29 protein-coding genes and 1 riboswitch are annotated in these 21,984 nt (G+C 48.6%); of the genes, 5 read left to right on the forward strand and 24 right to left on the reverse strand.

The features are described from left to right. Positions 1-127: 127 nt before the first annotated feature. The 7 genes from rbsB to KNO86_RS08025 all read right to left on the reverse strand — a co-directional run bounded on the left by rbsB (position 128) and on the right by KNO86_RS08025 (position 6,425). On the reverse strand, positions 128-1,039 hold the full coding sequence (rbsB, locus tag KNO86_RS07995; RefSeq protein ID WP_214694925.1) for a ribose ABC transporter substrate-binding protein RbsB: 912 nt from the start codon (positions 1,037-1,039) through the stop codon (positions 128-130). Between the two features lie 23 nt (positions 1,040-1,062). Then, positions 1,063-2,028, reverse strand: coding sequence for an ABC transporter permease subunit (locus KNO86_RS08000; protein WP_214694930.1), 966 nt, complete (start codon positions 2,026-2,028; stop codon positions 1,063-1,065). Position 2,029: 1 nt separating this feature from the next. Further along, a complete protein-coding gene (locus KNO86_RS08005; protein ID WP_214694932.1) occupies positions 2,030-3,508 on the reverse strand; it encodes a sugar ABC transporter ATP-binding protein in 1,479 nt (492 codons plus the stop codon). Between the two features lie 12 nt (positions 3,509-3,520). Further along, positions 3,521-3,910 (reverse strand): D-ribose pyranase, encoded by a 390-nt coding sequence (gene rbsD / locus KNO86_RS08010; RefSeq protein ID WP_214694934.1) that lies wholly within the window; start codon positions 3,908-3,910, stop codon positions 3,521-3,523. After that, positions 3,910-4,794 carry a ribokinase gene (rbsK, locus tag KNO86_RS08015; RefSeq protein WP_214694935.1) on the reverse strand — a complete coding sequence of 295 codons (885 nt, stop codon included), beginning with the start codon at positions 4,792-4,794 and terminating at the stop codon, positions 3,910-3,912. The genes rbsD and rbsK overlap by 1 nt, the downstream gene beginning before the upstream one ends. Before the next feature lie 3 nt (positions 4,795-4,797). Next, positions 4,798-5,775: a LacI family DNA-binding transcriptional regulator gene (locus tag KNO86_RS08020; protein WP_214694937.1), complete on the reverse strand. Its 978-nt coding sequence runs from the start codon at positions 5,773-5,775 to the stop codon at positions 4,798-4,800. A 107-nt stretch (positions 5,776-5,882) separates the two neighbouring features. Continuing rightward, positions 5,883-6,425, reverse strand: a complete 543-nt coding sequence (locus tag KNO86_RS08025) for a GNAT family N-acetyltransferase (RefSeq protein WP_214694939.1) — start codon at positions 6,423-6,425, stop codon at positions 5,883-5,885. A gap of 75 nt (positions 6,426-6,500) precedes the next feature. Here KNO86_RS08025 and KNO86_RS08030 point away from each other — a divergent pair, with 75 nt between their 5' ends. Further along, a complete protein-coding gene (locus tag KNO86_RS08030) occupies positions 6,501-6,947 on the forward strand; it encodes a DUF4385 domain-containing protein (protein WP_214694941.1) in 447 nt (148 codons plus the stop codon). On the opposite strand, the gene KNO86_RS08035 is transcribed toward KNO86_RS08030, so the two are convergent. From KNO86_RS08035 to tenA, 8 genes are all read right to left on the reverse strand, one after another. After that, on the reverse strand, positions 6,944-7,387 hold the full coding sequence (locus KNO86_RS08035) for a GNAT family N-acetyltransferase (RefSeq protein ID WP_214694943.1): 444 nt from the start codon (positions 7,385-7,387) through the stop codon (positions 6,944-6,946). The genes KNO86_RS08030 and KNO86_RS08035 overlap by 4 nt on opposite strands. A 62-nt stretch (positions 7,388-7,449) precedes the next feature. Then, positions 7,450-7,899, reverse strand: coding sequence for an OsmC family protein (locus KNO86_RS08040; protein WP_214694945.1), 450 nt, complete (start codon positions 7,897-7,899; stop codon positions 7,450-7,452). 42 nt (positions 7,900-7,941) lie between these two features. Then, positions 7,942-9,507, reverse strand: a complete 1,566-nt coding sequence (locus tag KNO86_RS08045; protein WP_214694953.1) for a GGDEF domain-containing protein — start codon at positions 9,505-9,507, stop codon at positions 7,942-7,944. Between the two features lie 115 nt (positions 9,508-9,622). Beyond that, positions 9,623-10,261 carry an SDR family oxidoreductase gene (locus KNO86_RS08050; RefSeq protein ID WP_214694957.1) on the reverse strand — a complete coding sequence of 213 codons (639 nt, stop codon included), beginning with the start codon at positions 10,259-10,261 and terminating at the stop codon, positions 9,623-9,625. Positions 10,262-10,286: 25 nt separating this feature from the next. Then, positions 10,287-10,928: a thiamine phosphate synthase gene (gene thiE / locus KNO86_RS08055; protein WP_214694959.1), complete on the reverse strand. Its 642-nt coding sequence runs from the start codon at positions 10,926-10,928 to the stop codon at positions 10,287-10,289. Continuing rightward, a complete protein-coding gene (gene thiD / locus KNO86_RS08060; RefSeq protein ID WP_214694961.1) occupies positions 10,897-11,736 on the reverse strand; it encodes a bifunctional hydroxymethylpyrimidine kinase/phosphomethylpyrimidine kinase in 840 nt (279 codons plus the stop codon). Before thiD ends, thiE begins: the two co-directional genes overlap by 32 nt. After that, the gene (thiM, locus tag KNO86_RS08065; protein ID WP_214694962.1) at positions 11,733-12,524 is read right to left on the reverse strand and encodes a hydroxyethylthiazole kinase; all 792 of its coding nucleotides are present in this window, start codon (positions 12,522-12,524) and stop codon (positions 11,733-11,735) included. The genes thiD and thiM overlap by 4 nt, the downstream gene beginning before the upstream one ends. Beyond that, positions 12,521-13,195, reverse strand: coding sequence for a thiaminase II (tenA, locus tag KNO86_RS08070; RefSeq protein WP_012727575.1), 675 nt, complete (start codon positions 13,193-13,195; stop codon positions 12,521-12,523). The genes thiM and tenA overlap by 4 nt, the downstream gene beginning before the upstream one ends. A gap of 88 nt (positions 13,196-13,283) precedes the next feature. Continuing rightward, a riboswitch (TPP riboswitch) is annotated at positions 13,284-13,388 on the reverse strand. 127 nt (positions 13,389-13,515) lie between these two features. Between tenA and KNO86_RS08075 the strand changes: the two genes are divergently transcribed. After that, positions 13,516-13,920 (forward strand): ion channel, encoded by a 405-nt coding sequence (locus KNO86_RS08075; protein WP_274664709.1) that lies wholly within the window; start codon positions 13,516-13,518, stop codon positions 13,918-13,920. A gap of 7 nt (positions 13,921-13,927) precedes the next feature. Here KNO86_RS08075 and KNO86_RS08080 read toward each other — a convergent pair whose 3' ends face one another. From KNO86_RS08080 to KNO86_RS08090, 3 genes are read right to left on the reverse strand one after another with little or no spacing between them, the layout of a single operon-like run. Next, on the reverse strand, positions 13,928-14,080 hold the full coding sequence (locus KNO86_RS08080) for a hypothetical protein (RefSeq protein ID WP_012727577.1): 153 nt from the start codon (positions 14,078-14,080) through the stop codon (positions 13,928-13,930). A 50-nt stretch (positions 14,081-14,130) separates the two neighbouring features. Then, positions 14,131-14,958, reverse strand: a complete 828-nt coding sequence (locus KNO86_RS08085) for an aminoglycoside 6-adenylyltransferase (RefSeq protein WP_214694972.1) — start codon at positions 14,956-14,958, stop codon at positions 14,131-14,133. After that, the gene (locus KNO86_RS08090; protein WP_214694974.1) at positions 14,955-15,557 is read right to left on the reverse strand and encodes a pentapeptide repeat-containing protein; all 603 of its coding nucleotides are present in this window, start codon (positions 15,555-15,557) and stop codon (positions 14,955-14,957) included. Before KNO86_RS08090 ends, KNO86_RS08085 begins: the two co-directional genes overlap by 4 nt. Positions 15,558-15,612: 55 nt before the next feature. Between KNO86_RS08090 and KNO86_RS08095 the strand changes: the two genes are divergently transcribed. Further along, positions 15,613-16,062: an NUDIX hydrolase gene (locus KNO86_RS08095; protein ID WP_214694981.1), complete on the forward strand. Its 450-nt coding sequence runs from the start codon at positions 15,613-15,615 to the stop codon at positions 16,060-16,062. Between the two features lie 2 nt (positions 16,063-16,064). Here the strand turns inward: KNO86_RS08095 and KNO86_RS08100 are convergent, their stop codons facing one another. After that, positions 16,065-16,742, reverse strand: coding sequence for a YjjG family noncanonical pyrimidine nucleotidase (locus KNO86_RS08100; RefSeq protein ID WP_214694983.1), 678 nt, complete (start codon positions 16,740-16,742; stop codon positions 16,065-16,067). 253 nt (positions 16,743-16,995) lie between these two features. Between KNO86_RS08100 and KNO86_RS08105 the strand changes: the two genes are divergently transcribed. Then, positions 16,996-18,453 carry an aldehyde dehydrogenase family protein gene (locus KNO86_RS08105; protein WP_214694989.1) on the forward strand — a complete coding sequence of 486 codons (1,458 nt, stop codon included), beginning with the start codon at positions 16,996-16,998 and terminating at the stop codon, positions 18,451-18,453. Between the two features lie 65 nt (positions 18,454-18,518). Here the strand turns inward: KNO86_RS08105 and KNO86_RS08110 are convergent, their stop codons facing one another. The 5 genes from KNO86_RS08110 to KNO86_RS08130 form a co-directional block, all read right to left on the reverse strand. Beyond that, a complete protein-coding gene (locus KNO86_RS08110) occupies positions 18,519-18,701 on the reverse strand; it encodes a DUF6440 family protein (RefSeq protein WP_074035494.1) in 183 nt (60 codons plus the stop codon). Between the two features lie 189 nt (positions 18,702-18,890). Further along, positions 18,891-19,229 carry a zinc ribbon domain-containing protein YjdM gene (locus tag KNO86_RS08115; RefSeq protein ID WP_074035492.1) on the reverse strand — a complete coding sequence of 113 codons (339 nt, stop codon included), beginning with the start codon at positions 19,227-19,229 and terminating at the stop codon, positions 18,891-18,893. A gap of 66 nt (positions 19,230-19,295) precedes the next feature. Beyond that, positions 19,296-19,808 carry a GNAT family N-acetyltransferase gene (locus tag KNO86_RS08120; RefSeq protein WP_214694991.1) on the reverse strand — a complete coding sequence of 171 codons (513 nt, stop codon included), beginning with the start codon at positions 19,806-19,808 and terminating at the stop codon, positions 19,296-19,298. Positions 19,809-19,900: 92 nt separating this feature from the next. Further along, positions 19,901-20,230, reverse strand: a complete 330-nt coding sequence (locus KNO86_RS08125; protein ID WP_214694993.1) for a four-helix bundle copper-binding protein — start codon at positions 20,228-20,230, stop codon at positions 19,901-19,903. A gap of 81 nt (positions 20,231-20,311) precedes the next feature. Further along, positions 20,312-20,923, reverse strand: a complete 612-nt coding sequence (locus KNO86_RS08130; RefSeq protein WP_214694995.1) for a protein kinase family protein — start codon at positions 20,921-20,923, stop codon at positions 20,312-20,314. Positions 20,924-21,071: 148 nt separating this feature from the next. Here KNO86_RS08130 and KNO86_RS08135 point away from each other — a divergent pair, with 148 nt between their 5' ends. Continuing rightward, positions 21,072-21,968, forward strand: a complete 897-nt coding sequence (locus KNO86_RS08135) for an aldo/keto reductase (RefSeq protein ID WP_214694996.1) — start codon at positions 21,072-21,074, stop codon at positions 21,966-21,968. Positions 21,969-21,984 lie beyond the last annotated feature (16 nt).

The raw sequence follows: 21,984 nt of genomic DNA on the forward strand, positions 1-21,984 counted from the left end.
CCTGTATTTTACCTAGATATACCCTTAAAAAGGGAGGAACTATCCAATTTTTGAAGAGGGATATGTAAACATTTAAAAACCTCACGAGTTCTACCCGAAATCGAGGCATCGTGAGGTTTCATCTTCCTTATTTGATTAATTCGAGTTCGACCGGGATGTTTTCTTCCACCGTTTCACCCTTCAAATGGTTGATTGCCGCTTCTACACCCAATTTTCCAATCTCAGCTGGTTTTTGGGCAACCGTTGCTGCCATCGTCCCACCTTCGACCGCTTTGACCGCATCGTCTGTTGCATCGAATCCGATGACTTTCACGTCACTCATTCCAGCCGCTTCAAGTGCTTGAACGGCACCGAGTGCCATCTCATCGTTATGTGCGAATACAGCGACGATGTCTTTATTGTCTTGTAAAATATTCTCCATGACCGTTAATCCTTCTGCACGGTCAAAGTTTGCAGATTGTTTTGCCACGACTTCCAATTTCCCATCGATTGCTTCGTTGAATCCTTGTCCACGGTCACGTGTCGCTGACGCTCCCGGAATCCCTTCGAGTTCGACGACTTTTTGACCTTCGCCTACGAGTTCAACCATATAATCACCCGCCAACTGTCCACCCGCGACGTTGTCTGAAGCGACGTGTGCGACCACTTCACCAGTCTCTGCGTTACGGTCTACCGTAATGACCGGAATGCCTGCATCATTTGCTGCTTGTACCGCTGCGCCGACTGCTTCTGAATCTGTCGGGTTGATGAGAATCAAATCCATTCCTTTTTGAATCATGTCTTCAACGTCATTCACTTGTTTCGCGGCATCGTTTTGCGCGTCCGCCACTGTCAATGTCGCATCCATTTCGTTCGCCTGTTCTTCCGCGCCTTCTTTCAATGCGACGAAGAACGGGTTGTTCAATGTCGAGATGGATAAGCCGATTTCATAATCCCCATCTTTCGTTTCCGTCTCAGACGTAGACCCCGGTTGTTCAGTCGAGCAAGCTGCCATCAGTACCATAGTCAGTGCGAGTAGCCAAGCTGTCCATTTTTTCATGTTCCGTTTTCCCCTTTCGCGTGTTACGCGTTTTGTCGACGATCAAGCAATACTGCAAACAATATAACTGCACCTTTTACGACGAGTTGGAAGAAAGATGATACGCCGAGAAGGTTCAATCCGTTGTTCAACGTTCCGATGATCAGTGCCCCAATCAATGTTCCGACAATCCAACCTCGACCACCTGCAAGGCTCGTTCCCCCGAGAACGACCGCCGCGATAGCATCGAGTTCATATGACGTTCCTGCCGTCGGTTGTGCGGAGTTGAGACGTGATGTCAAGATGATGCCCGCGAGTGCAGCAAGCATACCCGATAGCGAATAAATCATAATTTTGACTTTATTGACGCCAATCCCCATCAATTTTGCTGCTTCTTCATTTCCACCGATTGCGTACGTGTGACGACCAAATGTCGTCTTTTTCAAAATGAAATAAAGAACACCGAACGCGAGTAACATCGTCAATGCCGGCACCGGGATAATCCAGAAGTAGCCACGTCCCAGCATCTCGAACCACCCAGAATTTCCGAGACCAGTAATCGGTCGCCCGTCCGTATAGACGAGCGTCAAACCTCGGTAAATCGTCATCGTGGCCAATGTCGCGATGAACGGCGCCACTTTCCCGTATGTGATGACCGCCCCGTTAAAGGCCCCGAGAACGGCACCCGCAATCAAGCCAAGTGCAACGGCCATGACCGCATGTTGACCGTCCACCATCATGCCTGCCACTAGTGCAGAGGCGAGCGCTAAAATCGAGCCGACCGATAAATCAATCCCGCCTGTCAAGATGACGAATGTCATCCCGAAGGCAATCAAGGCATTGATGGAAACTTGTCGAAGTACGTTAAAGATATTATTTAATGATAAAAATCCAGGTTCGAGCGCGGTCACAACGACGACGATGACAAGTAGACCAAACAGCGGTCCTAATTTTTGTCCCCATCCAAGTCGACCCGGGCGCTTCAGTGCAGTCGTTGCTTTCAATTCCATATCATTGCCCTCCTGTCGCATACGTCATTACTTTTTCTTGCGTCGCCTCTTCTTTCGTGAGCGTTCCGGTCACAACACCTTCCCGCATGACGACGATTCGGTCACTCATCCCGAGCACTTCCGGTAAATCGGAGGAGACCATGATGATGGCAACACCTGACTCCGCAAGATCACTCATGATGTTGTAAATTTCTTTCTTGGCACCGACGTCGACTCCACGGGTCGGTTCATCCAAAATCAAGACGTCCGGTTCGACACCTAACCATTTACCGAGCACAATCTTCTGTTGGTTCCCACCGGATAACGACTTCACTTTTTGCTCCATCGAATGATGCTTGACCCGCAGTTTTTGTAAGTATGTCTCGGCGAACGTCGCTTCTTGCTGCTTCGAGATGACTGACCCTTTCGCCCGTTTATCGAGTGTCGGGAGTGATAAGTTTTCTCTTAGCGAGAAGTCGAGAAGCAAGCCCTCGCCTTTTCGGTCTTCTGTCAAAAAGGCGATGCCATGTTTGATGGCGTCTGCCGGAGTCTTGATTCGAATCGGTTTCCCGTTCAGCTTGATGACTCCCCCTTTGTGGGTGTCTGCTCCGAACAAAGCACGCATCACTTCAGTCCGTCCTGCTCCCATCAATCCGGAGAATCCGACGATTTCACCAGCTCGAACGTTGAATGATACGTTGTGGAACCGGTTACCTATTAAATCATCTACTTCAAGAACGACCTCCCCGAGCGTCGCCGTGCGCGTCGGATAACGTTCACCGATCTCACGTCCGACCATGTCGCGCACGGTTTCTTCAAAAGAAGTGTCCGAAATCATACGGGTCGAGATGGACTGTCCATCCCGAAGCACGGTGATCCGATCACACAAGTCGAAAATTTCTTCCATGCGGTGAGAGATATAGATGATTGACACACCTTGATCCCGTAGAGCTCGCGATACGGCAAAGAGTGCCTGAATTTCCCGGTCCGTCAAGGCGGCCGTCGGTTCGTCCATGACGATGACTTTCGCATCTGTCATGAGGGCCTTGGCAATCTCAATCATCTGTTGCTGTCCGACCGATAAGTTGCGTGCCACTTCATCGACATCCATGAAGACGTTCAATTCTGCCAAATATTCACGAGCGCGTCGTGTCATTTCCTGTTGTTTGACCATCCCGAACGGTCCCGTCAGCTCTCGACCTAAAAATAAGTTTTCCGTTACCGTCATCTCCGGTAAAATGTTGAGCTCCTGATGGATGAAGGCAATGCCTTCTTGCTCCGCTTCTTTTGGGTGTTTGAATTGACGTTTCTTCTCGTCGATGAGGATGTCTCCTTCATCTTGAGCGTGAAGACCGGTCATTACTTTCATCAACGTCGACTTGCCCGCTCCGTTTTCTCCCATGAGCGCATGAATCTCTCCAGGCAACAGGTCGAAGTCGACTCCTTTCAAGACGGAGACCGGACCGAACGACTTATGGATGCCTTTCAACTGAATATGCATCGAAATCCCCCCTTAAAAAATGACCCCGGCGTGTAAGATGACGTTCGCGTAAGGTGTCGCTTCCCCAGTTCGAATGACCACTTTTGCTTTTGCGACCTCCCGTTTGAAGTCTTCATGCGAACACATGTCGATGCTTGTGTATCGTTCTTTCAGTGAATCTGCAATCGTCGGGTTGTGTGTGAGGATTTCCTCGGCAATCGTGATGCGCTCTACGACCAAATCCGATTCGACGACATCAAGTACTTCAAGAAAGGAAGGTTCCCCGATTCGGAGGCTAAGGTCGACACGCTTCACCCCGTCCGGAATCGGGAGTCCGCAGTCTGCGATGACGATGCGATCCGTATGCCCGAGATCGGCAAAGATTTTTGCTAGATGACTATTTAATATCCCTTGTTTTTTCATCACACGCGCTCCAATCGTTGTTGTACATCTTCTCGTGTCGGCATACCACCTTGTGCACCAAAGCCTTCGACGCTCATGCCGGATGCGACCACGGCAAACCGTACGGCCGTCTCCAAATCATCTTGTTCGATGAGGGAGACAGCGAGCGCACCGTTGAACGTGTCACCGGCTCCTGTCGTGTCGACGACGTTCGCTCGGATAGCTGGCACATGCCGCACTTCTCGTCCGTCATGGAATCGAACACCTCGGACGCCTTCTGTCACGAGTAACTTGTTCGGATATCGTTCAAGCACTTCGTCCACGGACAATCCCTTAAATAAATCCCGGCATTCATGTTCATTCGGCGTCAAGTACGTGACGTCTTCAATCACTTCTGGCGGGAGTGGTTGCGACGGTGCCGGATTGAGTAGTACCGGAATCCCTTTCGCTTTACAGTAAGCGGTCACTTGCTGAACGATCTCGATCGGAATCTCGAGCTGTAAGAGTACGAACGACTGCTCATCGAGAAGCTGATCTAGTTCCTCGTCCTTGAAGAAGACCTGCTTGTTCGCCGATTGAACGACGACAATCGAATTATCTGCTTCCGCCAATACGATGTGTGCCGTCCCCGTCACTTCATTCGGTATGACCCGAACGTGCGCAACATCGACACCATGCTGTTTGAAGTTCTCAACAATCTGCTGACCGAACGGATCGTTCCCTACACAACCGACCATCTGCACGGCACTCCCTAACTTAGAAGCAGCGACCGCTTGGTTCGCACCTTTCCCCCCTGGAACGGTACGGAACGACTCGCCGATGACGGTTTCCCCTGCTTGCGGACGTTTGTCGGACGTGACGACAAGGTCCATCGATATACTGCCAATGACAACAATGCGTTTCATTCTTTATTTCTCCTTCCGCTTTGTCGTTTGTCTTTCAAGTAACGTGACCGGTAACAGCATCTCTCTCGGTCGTGTATCTTTTTTCTCAATCAAATCGAGCAATCGTTCTGTCGCCACTCGCCCCATCTCATAAATCGGTTGAACGATGGTCGTCAGCGGCGGAGACGTCATCTCCCCTAGCTCGATCCCGTCATATCCGATGACCTGTAGTTCTTCTGGGACACGAATGTTTCGACGAACTGCTTCCTGCAATACGGCGGCTGCAATCACATCGTTTGCTGCAAAGATGCCGTCGAACGGCCACGCATGATCGAACAGCTCTTGGGACGCTTTCAAGGCGTCTTTGAACGTGAACGTGGACTCGGTCATCCCGACGAGCTTGTCTCCCGCTACTTCGACAAATCCTTCGGTCCGACGCTTGACCGTCTTGAGATGATCAGGTCCGGCAATATGAGCCAGACGTGTCGCACCGTGTTGTAACAATGTGTCAGCTGCCAACTTTCCGCCCTCATAACCGTCCGATACAACGGCGTCGATTCCCGCCTTCACGATTCGGTCGAGCGCGACCATCGGTAAATCCAACGTCTCGTAATTCGGGTTGTGCGAATGGTTCGTCGTGATGATCAGCCCGTCGACATGCATCGTCTGCAAGGCGACCAAATATGTCTGCTCTTTTTCGAGCTGTTCGTCTGTGTTGCATAAGACGACTTGATACCCATGCTGATTGGCGACATCCTCAATCGCCCGAGCCAGCTGTGGAAAGAACGGGTTTGTGATGTCTGGCATGATGAGTCCAATCAAATTCGACGATTTTTTATAGAGCGAACGAGCGACTCGGTTCGGTGCGTAATTCAGTTCCGCAATCGCCTTTTCGACCGCTTCTTTCGCCTCTTCGCTCACATATCCGCTCTTATTCATGACACGTGATACGGTCGCCACTGAGACGTTCGCATGTTTTGCCACTTGTTTGATGGTCGCCATTTGACATCCTCCGTTCTGGAAACGCTTACAAACCCATCTTAATGTGTAACCGGTTACATATCAAGGGGTTTTTATGATTTCATGAAAAAACACATTGAAACAGCGCTTCAATGTGTAGAGAATGTCGGATTGAGTTGGACATAGACGAGACATTCTACCGTCCGTCCATCGAGTCGGGTCAATTCTTGCGTCTTCGTGAACGCATAGGTGAACCCACATTTCTCAACGACGCGTCGGGATTGGTCATTGAAGCTGAAATAGCCGCACCAAATTCGCTCCAGCCCTAATGCTTCGAATCCAAATCGAATCATCGCCTGAACGGCTTCCGGCACATAGCCGTTCCCCCAATAATCGGGGCTGAGCACATAACCGATTTCACGTTGAGCCTCATGTTGAATCGTAGGGTCCGGTCTTCGGTCGTGTAATCCGATGCTGCCAATCACTTGCCCGGTTTCTTTCAACACGATCGCCCACACGTCTTTTTCCTCAACAAACAGTCGAATGACATCTTTCGTCTCTTCAACGGATTCATGTGGCGCCCAACCTGCCATCGGTCCGACACGTTCGTCTTTGGCGTAACGATACATATCCTCTGCGTCTTCTAGCGTAAATGCTCTTAAGATCAATCGTTCTGTCTCCATCTTGATCATACAAACCCATCCTTTTCCTTCAAGTTGTTTCTTTCCCCGACCTAATGGGAAAACGTTAGGCGAGGAGGAATGAACATGCCATTTGACTATGATTTAAATTTTGATGAAATCGACTTCCGAAAACAACCCGAACTGTACCGAGTCGGGCGTGGTGAACAAGGGGTACTACTTGTCGAACCGTATAAAAGTGAGATTTTGCCACATTGGCGATTTAAAACGCCAGAGATCGCCAAGCAATCCGCTGAAGAAATCATGGAATTGTTTGAAGCGTATCGCGCAAACGATGATTTCATCGGAATGGACATGGCCCGAAAGTTCATCCAAATGGGCTACACGCGAGCCCGACGCTACGCCAATTATAAAGGAGGACGTAAATATAAAGAAGATGGTGACATCCACGAGCGCGAAATCGACGAAGAAAAAGCAGAGTCTGCCCGCATCTTCAAAACGTATTGGGATCAACTCCGTGCCGATGAGGATTATTTAAGACGTAAAAAGGCACATCAGAAACAATATGGTTAATCGCGCACCATCACTTGAAACGGAACCTCATTCCGCTCAAACGATGTGATGGTATGAAATCCAAGCGTTTCATATAGGTGAATCGCACGCTCGTTGAAAGAGGCAACAGTTAGACGGAGCGGTTTCCCCTGTTCCACCGCTCTCTCCATGACGTATGTCACGAACGATTTCCCATATCCTTTTCCTGTCAAATCAGGTCGCATCCCAAGCCCAATGTCCGCGAAGTCTGACGAATACGGATATGTCGAATTGGGTACTTGAGCCGGTGAACCGATGCAATAAAATCCAATCAGCTCATGATCCTCTAACATCGCCTGATATGTCATCAACTCGTCAATCCCCTCTTCAGAAGGCGACTGATTATAAAAGTCATAAGGAACTCCGTATGTCCATTCTTGAATTTGACTTGCCCATTCACGCTTCATCGGTCGGTGATGCATTCGTCTCCCCTCCGTACTCTTTTCACGATTACTATGTAAAAAAGATGAGGTCGCCCCCATCTTTATTTTCGAGTCCATTCTGCCGTCATCGCCACGTCTGCTGCATGCATCAGATTATGAATCGGACAGCGTGCTTCGACAGCCTTCCTTAATGCTTCGATTCGCTCATCCGATTCGGTCGTGTCCAATACAACTTTCATATGAGTCGACTCGAAATAAGTTCGGACACCTTCCATCCCTTGGAATCCTCGTGGATCGAGCGTTCCTTCTGTTACGAACTCGACCCCTTCGTAATCAAAGTTTAAGTCCTGTGCGGCATACGCAATCATGATGGTCGTACAGGACGACTGGGCACCGAGAAGATACTCAAGCGGGTTCGGTCCTTTGTTCGTTCCACCGAGTCGTTCCGGCTCATCTACGATAAATGGGGTGTGCTCACCTACACGTACAGTCGTCTTGACGCCTCCGGCTTCTCCCTCGGCGCGCATCGTCACTAACGGTCTTTCTGACATGTTCCATCCTCCTCTCCATAATCAAACACTTCTATGTTCCCTTTATTTCGGGCCATGTAACGCCTCGTCATAAATCGCATAATCATTTTTTCCGTCCTGCTTGATTTGGTACATCGCTTGGTCCGCTTTATGAATCAGCGTATCCAAGTCCGTCCCTTGGTCCGGCGCATGACTGACCCCAATACTTGCCCGGATTGGTATCGTCACATCCGACGTTCTGTATGGATTCCGATTCAACGTCATTTGAAGTTCGTGAATAAATGCGAGTACTTCAGATTCCGTCAGATTGACTAAGTAGATATAAAACTCATCGCCTCCGACACGAGAAGCCAAGCCGACGTCTCGCGTTGATGCTTCTAACAATCCACCTAAATGCGTTAAGAAATGATCGCCCTCTTGGTGACCATACGTATCGTTGACCGCTTTGAAACCGTCCAAATCAATAATCAATAAAGATAATCTTGAGGAACTTAGTAACGCATGGTCTGCCTGTTCATAAAACGCACGTCGATTGGTCAACTTCGTCAGTGGGTCATGATAGGCAAAGAAACGGATTGTTTGCTCGGCTTCTTTGAACGAATGCACGTCCCGAATGATGATCATCCCATGAATTGTTCGATCGATATCAACAAAGTCCCCATCAATGACGACATATCGCTCTTGGCCGGATTTCGTCATAATCTTCGTCTCGAACTCTAAAAACTTTTTGCGAGTCTGGAAATGTTGATGATAATGTTCCATCCACTCCGCCTTTTTCTTTTCCGGTAATAAATCGACAAAGCGTTCATTTACGACCCGGACCGTATGAAATAGCGTTCGTGCAGCCGGATTCGCACTTTCCACTTTTCCATCGGGATCAATCAACAAGATGGCAGATGGATTCAAGTTATATAGTGTCCCGTATCGCTTCACGTAAGAGGTCAAGAAATCCAAACGATTCATTGCGATGACGAGCGCCACTGCCCATACGAGCCCTCCATACATATAAGAGTACGGCGGAATGAACCCACGGAATTGAAAATAACCGAAGACAACATCCCATAACAATACGACATTCGCCGTCCAAAAAAGCATGCGCAACACGCGTTGGTGTTCTCTTCGTTCCGCACGTTTGAGAGCATAAAAAATGAGACCGATGATCAATATGTGAAAGATGTTCCCGACGGTCAGCGTAATCAAATAAGAAGCATTGAATTCGGGATAAATCCAGATCCCCACTTGCTCAAACTGCTGACTGTTGATGATGTTCTCTCGCCGGATATACGTCAGTATGACGGGAATCAGCGGCAAATAGACGACCCAAGGATACAACCACTTCGGTGCCTTTGCTCCGACGCCTGTGATACTTAATATGAAATGAACAGAAAAGATAAAGATGAAGATGCCGGCATTCCCAAACCAATACGCAATGAGTGCCGGACTGTATTCAATCGGAGAAAGATGGCGGACAAATTCAGCCAAGAAGAGCATCGAATAACCGAACACAAACAGGCTCAGCAAACGATGCTCTACTTTATTCGGATTTCGTTGAAAGACATCGATTGCTAAAAAGCCGAGCAAAAATGACGGTAACAAATAGACCGCCAGATAAATAAACATCTCGGTCATGCGGGACCTCCTCACCTGTTCGTATTCTTCTATTATTTCGTTATTCTGCGTTCTTTTCCCTCTTTAACGCGACAAAAAACGGGATGGTTCACATCCCGTTCTTGATGTTACATACTTATAGCGTTTCTTCGATTGGGGTATCCCCCTTAATTAAATCGATTGCTTTGTTCTGCGCGTTTGAATGGTTATGAAGGACATGCACCAAGAATGATGCCACGTCTTCGCGTGGAATCTCTCCACTTCCCTCAAATTGCGTGTTCACTTTGCCCGTTCCCGCATCATCTGTCAACGCGCCCGGACGAACAATCGTGTATGTGAGTCCACTCTGTTCGAGTAAGCGATCGGCATGATGCTTCGCTACATAGTACGGCTTCATCGAATCTGGCCAAGCTGAGCGATCCTCTGCTTTCAAGGCGCTGACCATGACGAAGTGTTTGATGTTCCCGTTCGCTTGTGCTGCTTCGATACTCTTCGCTGCACCATCTAGGTCAATTAAGAGTGTCTTGTCTGCTCCAGTGCTTCCACCAGAACCGGCTGCGAACACGATGACATCCATTCCGTCGATTGCCTTTTCCAAGTCTGCCACTGAACCTTCGAGATCACCGAGTACGGCGTTGTATCCTTTTGACTTGAAGTCATTGAGTTGTTCTTCTTTACGCACCATCGCCGTGACGTGATGCTTTCCTTCATTGTGTAACTTTTCCACCAATTGATGGCCAATCTGGCCGTTTGCACCGATTACAAATACGTTCATCTGTCTTCCTCCTCAAGCATTAAATTCAGAGACAAGCGAAACGCCGGGTAGCCATTGCTACGTCCGGTGCAGAAGCAATGGCAGAGATGACGGCAACGCCGTCTGCCCCGTCAGAAATGATTGAAGGAACATGCTCCGGAAGAATACCTCCAATCCCCACAATCGGAAGCCGCGGATATCGCTGACGAACTTGCTGAATCAGTTCCGTCCCGCGCACACGTCCCGCGTCTAACTTGCTCTTCGTCGCGTGAATCGGGCCAATCCCGACATAATCTGCGAATGGAAGAGCTGCACGCACTTCCTCCATCGTATGGACCGACACCCCTAACCATTTGTCAGGTCCTAACTTTGCACGGACCCATTCGGCAGGCAAGTCGTCTTGTCCGACATGCACACCGTCTGCATCAATCGAGATTGCCAAGTCCACATCGTCATTGATGATGAATGGAACATTCGCTTGTCGACATACCTGTTGGAGCGCCTTCGCCATTGCTTCTTTTTCATCTCCATACAATGCATCTTTACCTTTTTCGCGAAATTGAAAACATGTCACACCACATCGAAGTGCCGCTTCGAGTGTCCCCACCAAATCAGATGTATCCGTCGTCCCACACACAAAATAAAGACAAAGTTGCTTAGTAAGTGCTTGTTTCGTACATGACGTCAACGGTAACCACCTCTTCTTTCGCTAAACGATGTCCCCAATGATTTGTCGGGCCATGCCCCTGTCCAATCGATAATCCATGCGTGATCGCCTGATGGATAAATTGCTTCGCGTCCACGACAGCTTGACGAAGTGTCTTTCCGTATGCCAGCTCAGCCGTCAAAGCTGCAGAGAACGTACATCCCGTTCCATGTGTGTCTTTCGTCCGAACGCGGGGTGCGCTCACTTGAAACACTTCAGATTCGGACACAATCAAATCGACGGCCTTCACACCTTCCATATGTCCACCTTTGATGATGACGACTTCGACTCCGAGTGCCCGAATCAATTGAGCGGCCTTCATCTGATCTGCCTCTGTTCGAATCTCGAGTCCGGCCAATACCTCTGCCTCAGGGATATTTGGCGTCACGACCGTCGCATGTGGCAACAGCTTCGTCCGAAGTGCCTCGACCGCGCTATCTTGCAACAGAGAAGCGCCCCCTTTCGCCACCATGACAGGATCGACGACAACGTGTTGGAAACGATGACGTTCAAGTGCTACGGCTACCGCTTCAATCCGCTCCGCATCTACCAACATGCCGGTCTTACATGCTGTAATCTGAAAGTCATTGGCCACTGCATCGATTTGTCCGGTGATCATTTCCGGGGAAATCGCTTCAATCCCATGCACACCGAGTGTATTCTGGGCTGTGATGGCGGTAAGTACACTTGTCCCGAACGCACCGAGCTCTTGAAACGTTTTTAAGTCGGCTTGAATACCGGCGCCGCCCCCTGAATCAGATCCTGCAATCGTCAATACTTGTGGTCTCATGAGGTCGACACCTCGATTCGATTCGTCGGGATTGTATATTGCGTCAATTGATGGAGGGAATTTAAAAAATGAATCGGAAAATCTCCTGGTCCTTCTGCCCGTTCACTCGCCAACTCTCCGCAATAGGCATATCCCGACACGGCTGTCACCGTCGCTTTGAGTGCATTCTTTTCGACCGCTAGACATGCTCCGACGACCGCACTGAGTAAACAGCCTGTACCGGTCGTTTTAGTCATCCGTTTTGTCCCTCCATGAACTTCTATGACGATACTTCCATCGCTGACCTGATCTTCTTTTCCTGTCACGGCCACGACACATCCATATCGTTTCGCCGCTTCGAGTGCCAATTGATTTGGTTCATACGCCCCGTCACCCGCATCGACACCTCGCGCTGTCCAATCAACGCCGATCAATGTGGCAATTTCTCCTGCATTTCCACGAATGACTGACACGCGGACGTGACGAAGGATCCGCTCGACGACATCTCGACGGAACGACGTGGCCCCGACACCGACGGGATCGAGCACGACCGGACATCCCGCTTCATTTGCAGCTTGCCCCGCACGAATCATCGTCGCTTCCGTCATCGTCCCAAGTGTTCCGATGTTTAACACGAGCGCATCGCTCACAAATGTCATCTCTGCCACTTCTTCAATCGCATCTGCCATGACGGGAGAGGCACCGATGGCGAGCAGTCCATTCGCCGAAAAGTTGGCGACGACCGTGTTTGTGATGTTGTGAATCAACGGTTCCTGCTTTCGAATCTCACTCCAAATCTCATGTCTCATTGGTTGACCTCCTGTGACAACGTCCAAGATTCAAGCGTCCATGCCATTTCCCAGAAGGCGACTTCGTAATAGCAACTCTTCAAGAAGAGTTTTGTGTAACGAAGCCGTTCTTCTTCTGTCGCTTGTCCAGCCAATTCATCCAACCGATCAATCTGTTCTTCCACCAACTCACGGAACCACTCCGAACCGTACGTCGCAATCCAAGCTGAATAAATCGGATGGTCGGGTCGTTTATCTTTTAAACGTTCACCGATTTCGTAATACACCCAATAACACGGAAGGATTGACGCCAATACGTCACCGAGTGTCGGTCCTGCCTGTTGCATATGAAGCGCATACGCGTAAGCGGTTGGTGCCGGCTCGAATGTCGCCAGTTCAACATCCGTCACGTTGAGCATCGTAAAGAACTCACGATGAAGTGAGAGTTCCGCCTCAATCGTGTGCAACGCATGTGTCAAAAAGCGACTCGATAGTTCCATCGTCGGTGCGAGCGTCGCCCCTTTGGCCTGGACTTTCGAGAATTGATTCAAGTAATACGAATCTTGCATGACGTAATGTCTAAACTTTTTCTCATCGAGCGTTCCTTCTCCGAGTGAACGAACGAACGGATGATGAAAGCTTGCTTCAAACAATCCATCCGCTTCCTGACGTAAGTGATCTGTAAATTTCATAATAACTCCCCCTTATAACAGATAAAAAGACGCCGCCTCCCATAACGGAAGCGGCGTCTCGAACAGTCATATCTAGGTGAAGCCATATGAGTCGTCTCGCCCACTTCCCTACGCTAGCGTGAACTAGATCAGGTTCGAAGGGTCTGGACCTTGTCCATCTCAGCCGCGTGACGCGACTCCCCTAGTGGCAAACATTATGAAATTCAGTCGTCTTCGACCACATTCTATCAATCTTTTCATCAATTGCAAACCTTTTCCGATTCTGTTTTTCATTCTTCGCTTCGGGAATGAATAAATGAACTCATTTACATGAAAAGGATGTGTCCGGATTGAATACGATTTTATTAACCATTGCATTACTCTTCATCAGTTTGAACGTATTTTGGTTTTTCAAACGTCAAACGTACAAGCAAACAGGATTTGACGGGAGATTGTTCGCTCAGTTGTTCGTTAGCCTACTTGGTGTCATGTTAGGATTCACATTGATTTATTATGCTTTATCTCGTGATTCAGTCATTCTTGTGACTTCACTCGAATCCATGAATGCCGTTGAACCGACTTGGGAAAACCTCCTGTATTTCAGCGGGGTCACTTTATTATCAATCGGATTTGGTGATTTGTTGCCGATTGGTTTGACCCGATTATTCGCCATCATCGAAGGCGCCATCGGCATTTTGTTACCGAGTGCCTTCTTCATCAAATCGATGTATCAAAAAGACAAGTGAACATGTCCTAGCGCCCCGTGATGAGTAAGAACATATTAAATGCGACGAGACCAAGGGGGAGCATCGCAACCAAAATGATTGGCCATTTTTTTAAGCGAATGCCGACAAAGAGGACAAGACTTCCGACTAGAAGAGCAATAAATGTCGTATATGGGTTCATGAAAAAACGCTCCTTTCTCTATAAGGAGCGTTTCCCGGCTCACGGCCTCATTAATCGTTCGAATGTCGAAGTGTTGCACATGCGGCACGGACGCGTCTGGCTTCTTCTTCCTGGAAGACGAAATCACCTTGTTCCGCGACACGCTGCGCGCAAAAGAAGAAGAGTGATTGCAGGCGGTCATGCGTGTCTTCAATCGCGCTCAGCTCAGCCGAGGCATACGTCGCCGTGAGCATCTCCCACAACTCTTCCGGTAAATGCTCTCGCATCCCGTCGCCCGATTTTCCGAGATTCACAGAAAAGTTCGTCGCATAGCCGATATTCCATTGCATCATCTGACGGAGCATATTTCGCATGATGTCGAGATGATCGAGCGCGTATAACACCTGGTGTCGTTTGATTCCTTTGACAACATAAAGTGACACCCACCAAAATTCATTCCAACAAGACGCATACTCATCAGCAGACGGGCGTGTCACACGGTATGTGTCGTCTGACGGTGTCACACTCGGATGATGGTCTCGGTCGAACATAATCTGACTGAGCGAATCGGCTTCGAGCATCTCATCAAGTTGCTCGATGCTTCGAATCGTCAAATCAATACGATGTCCGTCTACATACTGCACCAAAAATGCCACATGTCGTTCGGGATCAGACGTTTCAGGTGTCTGCATGATCAAGACTTCTCCAAACATATCGATCCATGAGCGATCGGTCGCAACCGCTTTTACATCTTCTACGTAAAAAACAAGGTCGACATCTTGGTATGGGTCTGGTCGGATGTTCGGATTGACGAGCGAACCGTTTAAGACGACCGTTCGGATGTATTCACGTTCTTTCGCGAACGCAATCAACTGTTCAATAATTTGTTCCGGTTTCATTCTATAATCGCCCCCAATGAGCGCGCGACTTGGATTGCCTGCATCGCGTCTAGTTTTGTTTGTTGTAACGTCACGTTCGAAAAATCAACCCCGTCGACAAGTGCTCCTCTGAAGTCAGCACCACGGCACACCGCATGTTGAAGTGTCGCTCGTGACAAGTCCGCCTGATGCCAAACCGTCTCGGTCAAATCAGCACCGTATAGGTCCGCCTCAACCAAACGAACGTGGGACCAATCCATTTTCTTAAGAGACACGTGACGAAGGTTGACGAATGACCAGTCCCCTTCTGTGACATGGACGCCTTCAAACTGGCTCTCCTCAAAGGAAGACCCCGTCATTTTACATTGCTCAAACTCACTCGTGAACAAATTGGCACCATGGAACTGACAGTTCAAAAATGAGCTGCCAATATGACGGGACGCATTCCATTTCGAATCGGTAAAATCACAGTTGATGAACTGACAGCGTTCCGTTTGTAGTTCCGTCGCATCGACGTATGTGAAGCGACAGTTCTCGAACGTGACGTGTGACAGCTCTTCGTCACGGAGTGTCACGTCGCGGAAATCTTCATCTCGATATTGCGTATGTGGTTGAAACATAATATCCCTCCTTCAGGTATACTAGAACATATGACAAAGATTGGAAGTGATATAGATGGACCTCGTATTCCCGACTGAACAAGGCGTCTTCAATTACCGCGTCGCCGGTATTTTCGTGAAAGACGGACACGTATTGATTCACCGAAATATCCGAGATGACTTTTGGGCACTGCCTGGTGGTCGCGTGACGCTCGGTGAAGAAGCCGCAACCGCCCTCGCACGCGAGCTACATGAAGAATTGGATATGCGCGTGACCGATACCACGTTCGCCTTCGTCCACGAGAACTTGTTTACCTACAACGACCAACCGTTTCATGAAATCGGTCTCTATTTTTATGTAGACGGTGACCTCCCGCTCCAAGAAGGGGACTTTTACGGACCTGAAGGAGACCACCTCATCTATCGTTGGCAAAAACTTGACCGTCTTCGAGACGTCACACTCTATCCAGAAGTACTCGCGCAACTACCGAATCGCTTGCCGTCTCATTCACTAAATCCGGCTTGAACTTAGAGAAGTGATTTCAACTCGTTTAAGTGTCGAATCTCGTACGTCGACTCCATCGTCGCGGCCACTTCATTCGGATTGAACCAACATGTATCTAGGCCGTACATCCGCCCACCTGCGATGTCTGCCGTGACTGAGTCGCCAATGATTAAGCCCTTCTCTGGCTTTACGTTCGGGATTCGATCAAAGACGTAGTCAAAGAACGGCTTCATCGGTTTTTGTGAGCCGGTCGCATCCGATACGAAGACGTCTTGGAAGTACGGCAATAGTCCCGATGACTCTAACCGTTTGAATTGCGTCTCCGTCACACCGTTTGTGACGATATAGAGCGGATAGTCCGCGCTCAGCGTTTGGACAATCTCTAACGCGCCGTCGACCATGTGTACGCCTGCATGTAAGTAGTCCCGATACTGCTGTTCGACCTGCGGACCGTCGACCGTGAGTCCGAGCGAATCGAACAGTTTCGTGTGACGACCGACGAGTACTTCTTCACGGTCTACTTCGCCGCGCTCAAATGCGCGCCATAGGCCGCTGTTAATGTCGACGTACCGCGCCTTCACTTCATCCGTCATCCGGACATTGTAGAATGCGAGTAATTGTTCTAAGGCGACGTGCTCACTTTGCTTAAAATCTAACAACGTGTCATCAATATCAAATAAAATCGCTTCATATCGTTTCATGTTTCTTTCTAACCCCTCTCTTCGTCTAACTGTACAGGAAGTATTCAGGAACTTCAAAAGGAGTGGTGATGGACGAACCCACACTTGAGTTCTAGTAATGGAATGTTTCTACTCTTGCTAACAGACCTCCCCACTTCCCTTATCCGTCTCAAACGTCATGCTTCAAGTCTGATCGCTCGACCGATTAAGATGTTTATTTTTATAAAATAAGTGAATACTTCCTATGGTGAAGAAAAACAAAGGAGTGTTCTATATGCATACAGATTTTACGAAAATGCACATCAATGGTGAGTGGGTAAGCGGATCAAGTGAGAAGTTGATCGACAACGTCAATCCGTTCTCGAACGAAACACTGTTCTCGATTCAATCAGCGGATGAAGATGATTTGAATCGTGCTTATGAAGCAGCCAAAGCGTCTCAGACGGACTGGGCTGACATGCTTCCGCAAGCACGACGGGAATTAATCGAGAAGTTTGCTCAGGTGACGATGGACAACAAGGACTACATCGTCGACTGGCTCGTGAAAGAGTCTGGCAGTACACGGATCAAGGCAGAAGGCGAATTTGCCGCATCAATGGCTATCATCAAGGAAGCCGCGACATTCCCATTCCGTATGGACGGACTCATCAAACCTTCGGTCGTGCCGAACAAAGAGAACCGGGTTTATCGGAAACCACTCGGGGTCATCGGAATCATCAGTCCTTGGAATTTCCCGTTCCATTTGGCTGTTCGTTCAATCGTGACAGCTCTCGCGACCGGGAATGCGGTCGTCGTCAAACCAGCTACCGCGACACCGGTCACAGGTGGTCTTCTGTTCGCATCGCTCTTTGAAGAAGCAGGACTTCCAAAAGGCGTACTTAATGTCGTCGTCGGACGAGGGTCTGAAATCGGCGACGCCATCGTCGAACATCCGATTCCGCGTCTCATCTCGTTCACAGGTTCGACCGAGGTCGGTCAAGGAATCGCAGAGAAAGCCGGTCGTCTATTGAAAAAGACGGCTCTTGAACTCGGTGGGAATAACGTGTTTGTCGTGCTCGATGATGCTGACCTCGACCGTGCCGTCGAATCTGCGGTATACAGCAAGTTCTACCATCAAGGGCAAATTTGTATGTCGACGAACCGAATCCTCGTCGCTGAATCGATTCATGACGAGTTCGTGAAACGTTACGTCGAGCGTGTTAAACAGTTAAAAGCGGGTGACCCGAACGAAAAAGACACGCAAGTCGGTCCGCTCATCGACCACGATCAAATCGATCGTATCTTAGAGCAAATCGAGAAAACCGTCGATGCAGGTGCGACCGTTCATACTGGTGGAACAGCCGACGGCAACGTTCTCGAACCGACCGTCCTCAGTGGTGTCACGAATGACATGCCACTTGCGAAAAATGAAATCTTTGGACCGGTTGCGGTCATCCTGTCGTTTAAAGATGACGAAGAGGCACTCCGTCTCTCGAATGAATTGCCGTATGGATTGAGCGGTGCCGTCCACGGTTCGGTTTACCGTGCGACCAATTTCGCACGAAAAGTCGAAACCGGCATGATTCACGTCAACGACCAGTCGGTCAACGATGAACCGCACATGCCGTTCGGAGGCGAGAAAAACTCTGGTCTCGGACGTTTCAACGGCGAATGGGTACTCGAAGAGTTCACGACTCTCCAATGGGTGTCGGTCATGCATGAACGTCGCGAGTATAAACCATTCTTCTCATAATACGGCCATACAAAAAACCAGGCTGATCAGCTTGGTTTTTTGTATGAATTCTATACTCCACGATTTCACGAAGTCGATTTCGGCTTCTCAATGACGACTTTTCCATGTTCATCTAAGAGAGGCGTCATTCCACTCAATCCTAAGCCGCTAGTCATCAAGTAGTGAACGCCTGTATAGCTATCCACGACAATTTTTATAATTCCACCACTCATATGCTGTTTTGACTTCAATACAAATCGTTGTCCCACGAATGTCTTCCTCCTCTTTTTCGATTTAGAATGCCTTCATCATCTCATATCTACATAAGGCACATACTATTTTTTACCATTCCAATCACTCTAAGAGTTCATTTACATCATTACGATAAACAAAAGTTTACAAAAAAGACGAACCAAGGCGCATTTCACGCCCCAATTCGTCGACAGTCTGACGTTATGTTAGATTTTCTTCACAAACTCTGACTTCAGTTTCATCGCACCTAGACCGTCGATTTTACAGTCGATATCATGGTCACCGTCCACAAGTCGAATCCCTTTTACTTTCGTTCCTTGTTTGACGACAAGCGATGTGCCTTTCACTTTCAAATCCTTGATGACAGTGACAGTATCTCCATCTTGAAGTGGATTTCCGTTCACGTCTTTGATTTGAGACGCGGCTTCCGCTTCGGCTGCCTCGCTCGGTGACCACTCATAGGCGCACTCCGGGCAGACGAGCAGTGGACCGTCCTCATATACATAAGACGATTGGCATTTTGGGCAATTCGGGTACTCGTTCATACATTTTCCTCCATTCGATTCACTCGTTTCAGTATATCGTATGGAGTGGCACCCTTTCTAGACGGTTCATCCTTCCGTGGGTGACGCAGGACCTTCTAAATCCAGTTGATAAAACGATAAATCGAGCCATTTTCCGAATTTATACCCGGCATTTCGAATCGTTCCTGAATGTACGAATCCCACTTTTTCATGGGCACGGATACTCGTCACGTTCGACGCGTCAATTCCACCAATCACAGTCTTCATCCCTCTCGCTTCTGCGATACGGATGATTTCCTTTAATAATTTATTGCCAATCCCTTTCCCGCGATAGCCAGGGTGTACGTACACGGAATGCTCGACCGTGTAGTGGTATGCAGGCCACGGGCGGAATGGCCCGAACGTCGCAAATCCCATGACGACATCATCCTCAACCCACACGATGATCGGACAGTCTTGTTCTTTCTTCTCTTCATACCAGGCGACCCTGTTCTCGAGCGTTACCGGTTCATAATGATAGACGGCCGTACTGTTCACGATTGCGTCATTATAAATATGTAAAATCATTTGAAGATCGTCTCGCCGACAGTTGCGAATCATACAAACACCTACTTCTCGTTTTTTTCATTATACGAATCCCCTCTTCAAAAGACACGAAAAAAGTGACCGGTCCCATCGACCAGTCACTCAGATTATGCTGCTAAGCGGTCACACATCGAGGCGCATTCTGCACAGACGCGTGCACATTCCTGACAATGCGCGTGTTTATGTTTCCCACACTCTTGTGCACAGGCTTTGCAGATGACCGCACACGCTCGAGCAAGTTCTGGGACAAATGCCGAATCACGCGTCATCGCCTCAGCGAGAAATGCACAGGCCGCGGCACATTCACGGTCGAGCCGGATACAATCGACCATCATCTGTACATCTTTTTCCTCTAGACAGGATTCCAAGCAATAATTACATGTCTCCACGCATTCGTGGAGTGTTTCGAGTTCATTCGCATAGATTCGATGAGCCATTCGTCATTCTCCTTTCACTTCTCCTTTGGATTTGGACACGTTACTCATGTTCCCTAATCGACAAAAGAAAAACGACCCAGATTAAACATCCGGATCGTTCACGAGTTTACGGTACAAATAAGCGATTCGATTAAGTAAGGCCTCATTATACTGTTTCGGCATGAAACGATAACGATAGAGACGATACATTCGCTTCAAGTCTTCCCATTGATGGTCGATTTGTTGTCCTTGTCTAAAGCGTGCCAAATCAATCAAGAAAACTTGTCCGTTCGGTGTCAAAATAATGTTTCGCAAATGGACGTCCGATGGGGTCAATCCTAACAACCGTGCTTGACGAAGTGCTTCGTCCACGATTTCGATATAAGACGGGTCAATCCAGATGCCCTCTGTCAGACACTCAAACAGCGTCTTCCCTTCGATGTAATCCATGACTAAATAAGAGTCACCCGCTTCATAACAAGTCGGAAAATAAGGAAGCTCTTTTAGCTTTTCATAGATGGCTGCCTCTTCGATTGCGATTTGTTCGTATCCCGGAAAGAACACTTTAATGACGCGGTCCCTTTCTTTTAAACGAAACACGGCCGCACTGCGTCCAATCCCGTGTAACTGAAGATCGGGGTGCATCGCCATTACCTGAAACGAGTCGCCCACCCGCTCGAAGGTGACGTCCGCATATGGTTTATAGTCACTCATCTGTCACGCCTCTTTCCTGTTTCTCTTCTTTATCATCATAGCGCATACAAGCTCATTTGACGCTAAAACTGCTCGAGGGGGTGACAAGTGACGCGCTTTCTTTGAAGACGTATAATGAAAAGCGACTGACAACCAAGGAGGAGTTATTATGCAACGCATCGCTTTAACAGAAGAACTATCATTCTCACGCGTCATCCATGGAATGTGGCGACTCGCTGATTGGGACATGACCCCACAGGAACGTCTCACGTTCATCGAACAATGTCTCGAACTCGGCATCACGACGTTTGACCATGCGGATATTTATGGTGGTTATACATGTGAAGGATTATTTGGGGAAGCGTTAAAACTAAAGCCTGAACTCCGTGACCAAATGGAGATCGTCACAAAAACAGGCATCAAATTGACAGGATCATTCAATCCGGGTCAAACGCTCAACTATTATGACACGACAAAAGAACATATCATCGCGCAAGCGGAGCGTTCGTTAAAAGAACTTGCCATCGATCACATTGATACATTATTGATTCACCGCCCAGACCCACTCATGAACCCGGATGAAGTGGCCGAGGCCTTCATTACGTTACGTGATAGCGGGAAAGTACGTGAATTCGGTGTATCCAACCACGTGCCGGCCACACAAAACTTGCTTCAATCACGTCTCCCGTTCCAACTCGTGACGAACCAACTTGAACTCTCTCCAATGCAATTGAAGCATTTCGAAGATGGGTCGGTTGACCTTTGTCACGAAAAACGGATGCCACTCATGGCTTGGAGCCCACTCGCAGGAGGGCAGCTTTTCAAAGACGAACAGTACGCACCTCTTCGTGAAAAACTCGAGGAGATTCGCGCACGTCACAATGCGAGCGGAATCGACTCGATTGTGTATGCATGGCTCATCAAACACCCTGCGAACATCATGCCAATCATCGGATCAGGAAAAATCGAGCGCGTTCAAACAGGTGTCGACGCACTTCAAATCGATCTCACGCGTGAAGAATGGTTCGAAATTTTGAAGGCAGCACGCGGTCGAGATGTTGATTGAAGGGAACTTCATCAAA

Origin of the sequence: Exiguobacterium sp. s160 (genome assembly GCF_018617575.1) — a bacterium.
Lineage (GTDB): Bacteria > Bacillota > Bacilli > Exiguobacteriales > Exiguobacteriaceae > Exiguobacterium > Exiguobacterium aestuarii_A.

Coding starts and splice junctions, on each gene's coding strand:
- rbsB (WP_214694925.1), bottom strand. CDS start 1,039: ATGAAAAAATGGACAGCTTGGCTACTCGCACTGACTATGGTACTGATG.
- KNO86_RS08000 (WP_214694930.1), bottom strand. CDS start 2,028: ATGGAATTGAAAGCAACGACTGCACTGAAGCGCCCGGGTCGACTTGGA.
- KNO86_RS08005 (WP_214694932.1), bottom strand. CDS start 3,508: ATGCATATTCAGTTGAAAGGCATCCATAAGTCGTTCGGTCCGGTCTCC.
- rbsD (WP_214694934.1), bottom strand. CDS start 3,910: ATGAAAAAACAAGGGATATTAAATAGTCATCTAGCAAAAATCTTTGCC.
- rbsK (WP_214694935.1), bottom strand. CDS start 4,794: ATGAAACGCATTGTTGTCATTGGCAGTATATCGATGGACCTTGTCGTC.
- KNO86_RS08020 (WP_214694937.1), bottom strand. CDS start 5,775: ATGGCGACCATCAAACAAGTGGCAAAACATGCGAACGTCTCAGTGGCG.
- KNO86_RS08025 (WP_214694939.1), bottom strand. CDS start 6,425: ATGATCAAGATGGAGACAGAACGATTGATCTTAAGAGCATTTACGCTA.
- KNO86_RS08030 (WP_214694941.1), top strand. CDS start 6,501: ATGCCATTTGACTATGATTTAAATTTTGATGAAATCGACTTCCGAAAA.
- KNO86_RS08035 (WP_214694943.1), bottom strand. CDS start 7,387: ATGCATCACCGACCGATGAAGCGTGAATGGGCAAGTCAAATTCAAGAA.
- KNO86_RS08040 (WP_214694945.1), bottom strand. CDS start 7,899: ATGTCAGAAAGACCGTTAGTGACGATGCGCGCCGAGGGAGAAGCCGGA.
- KNO86_RS08045 (WP_214694953.1), bottom strand. CDS start 9,507: ATGACCGAGATGTTTATTTATCTGGCGGTCTATTTGTTACCGTCATTT.
- KNO86_RS08050 (WP_214694957.1), bottom strand. CDS start 10,261: ATGAACGTATTTGTAATCGGTGCAAACGGCCAGATTGGCCATCAATTG.
- thiD (WP_214694961.1), bottom strand. CDS start 11,736: ATGAGACCACAAGTATTGACGATTGCAGGATCTGATTCAGGGGGCGGC.
- thiM (WP_214694962.1), bottom strand. CDS start 12,524: ATGAGACATGAGATTTGGAGTGAGATTCGAAAGCAGGAACCGTTGATT.
- tenA (WP_012727575.1), bottom strand. CDS start 13,195: ATGAAATTTACAGATCACTTACGTCAGGAAGCGGATGGATTGTTTGAA.
- KNO86_RS08080 (WP_012727577.1), bottom strand. CDS start 14,080: ATGAACCCATATACGACATTTATTGCTCTTCTAGTCGGAAGTCTTGTC.
- KNO86_RS08085 (WP_214694972.1), bottom strand. CDS start 14,958: ATGAAACCGGAACAAATTATTGAACAGTTGATTGCGTTCGCGAAAGAA.
- KNO86_RS08090 (WP_214694974.1), bottom strand. CDS start 15,557: ATGTTTCAACCACATACGCAATATCGAGATGAAGATTTCCGCGACGTG.
- KNO86_RS08095 (WP_214694981.1), top strand. CDS start 15,613: ATGGACCTCGTATTCCCGACTGAACAAGGCGTCTTCAATTACCGCGTC.
- KNO86_RS08100 (WP_214694983.1), bottom strand. CDS start 16,742: ATGAAACGATATGAAGCGATTTTATTTGATATTGATGACACGTTGTTA.
- KNO86_RS08105 (WP_214694989.1), top strand. CDS start 16,996: ATGCATACAGATTTTACGAAAATGCACATCAATGGTGAGTGGGTAAGC.
- KNO86_RS08115 (WP_074035492.1), bottom strand. CDS start 19,229: ATGAACGAGTACCCGAATTGCCCAAAATGCCAATCGTCTTATGTATAT.
- KNO86_RS08120 (WP_214694991.1), bottom strand. CDS start 19,808: ATGATTCGCAACTGTCGGCGAGACGATCTTCAAATGATTTTACATATT.
- KNO86_RS08125 (WP_214694993.1), bottom strand. CDS start 20,230: ATGGCTCATCGAATCTATGCGAATGAACTCGAAACACTCCACGAATGC.
- KNO86_RS08130 (WP_214694995.1), bottom strand. CDS start 20,923: ATGAGTGACTATAAACCATATGCGGACGTCACCTTCGAGCGGGTGGGC.
- KNO86_RS08135 (WP_214694996.1), top strand. CDS start 21,072: ATGCAACGCATCGCTTTAACAGAAGAACTATCATTCTCACGCGTCATC.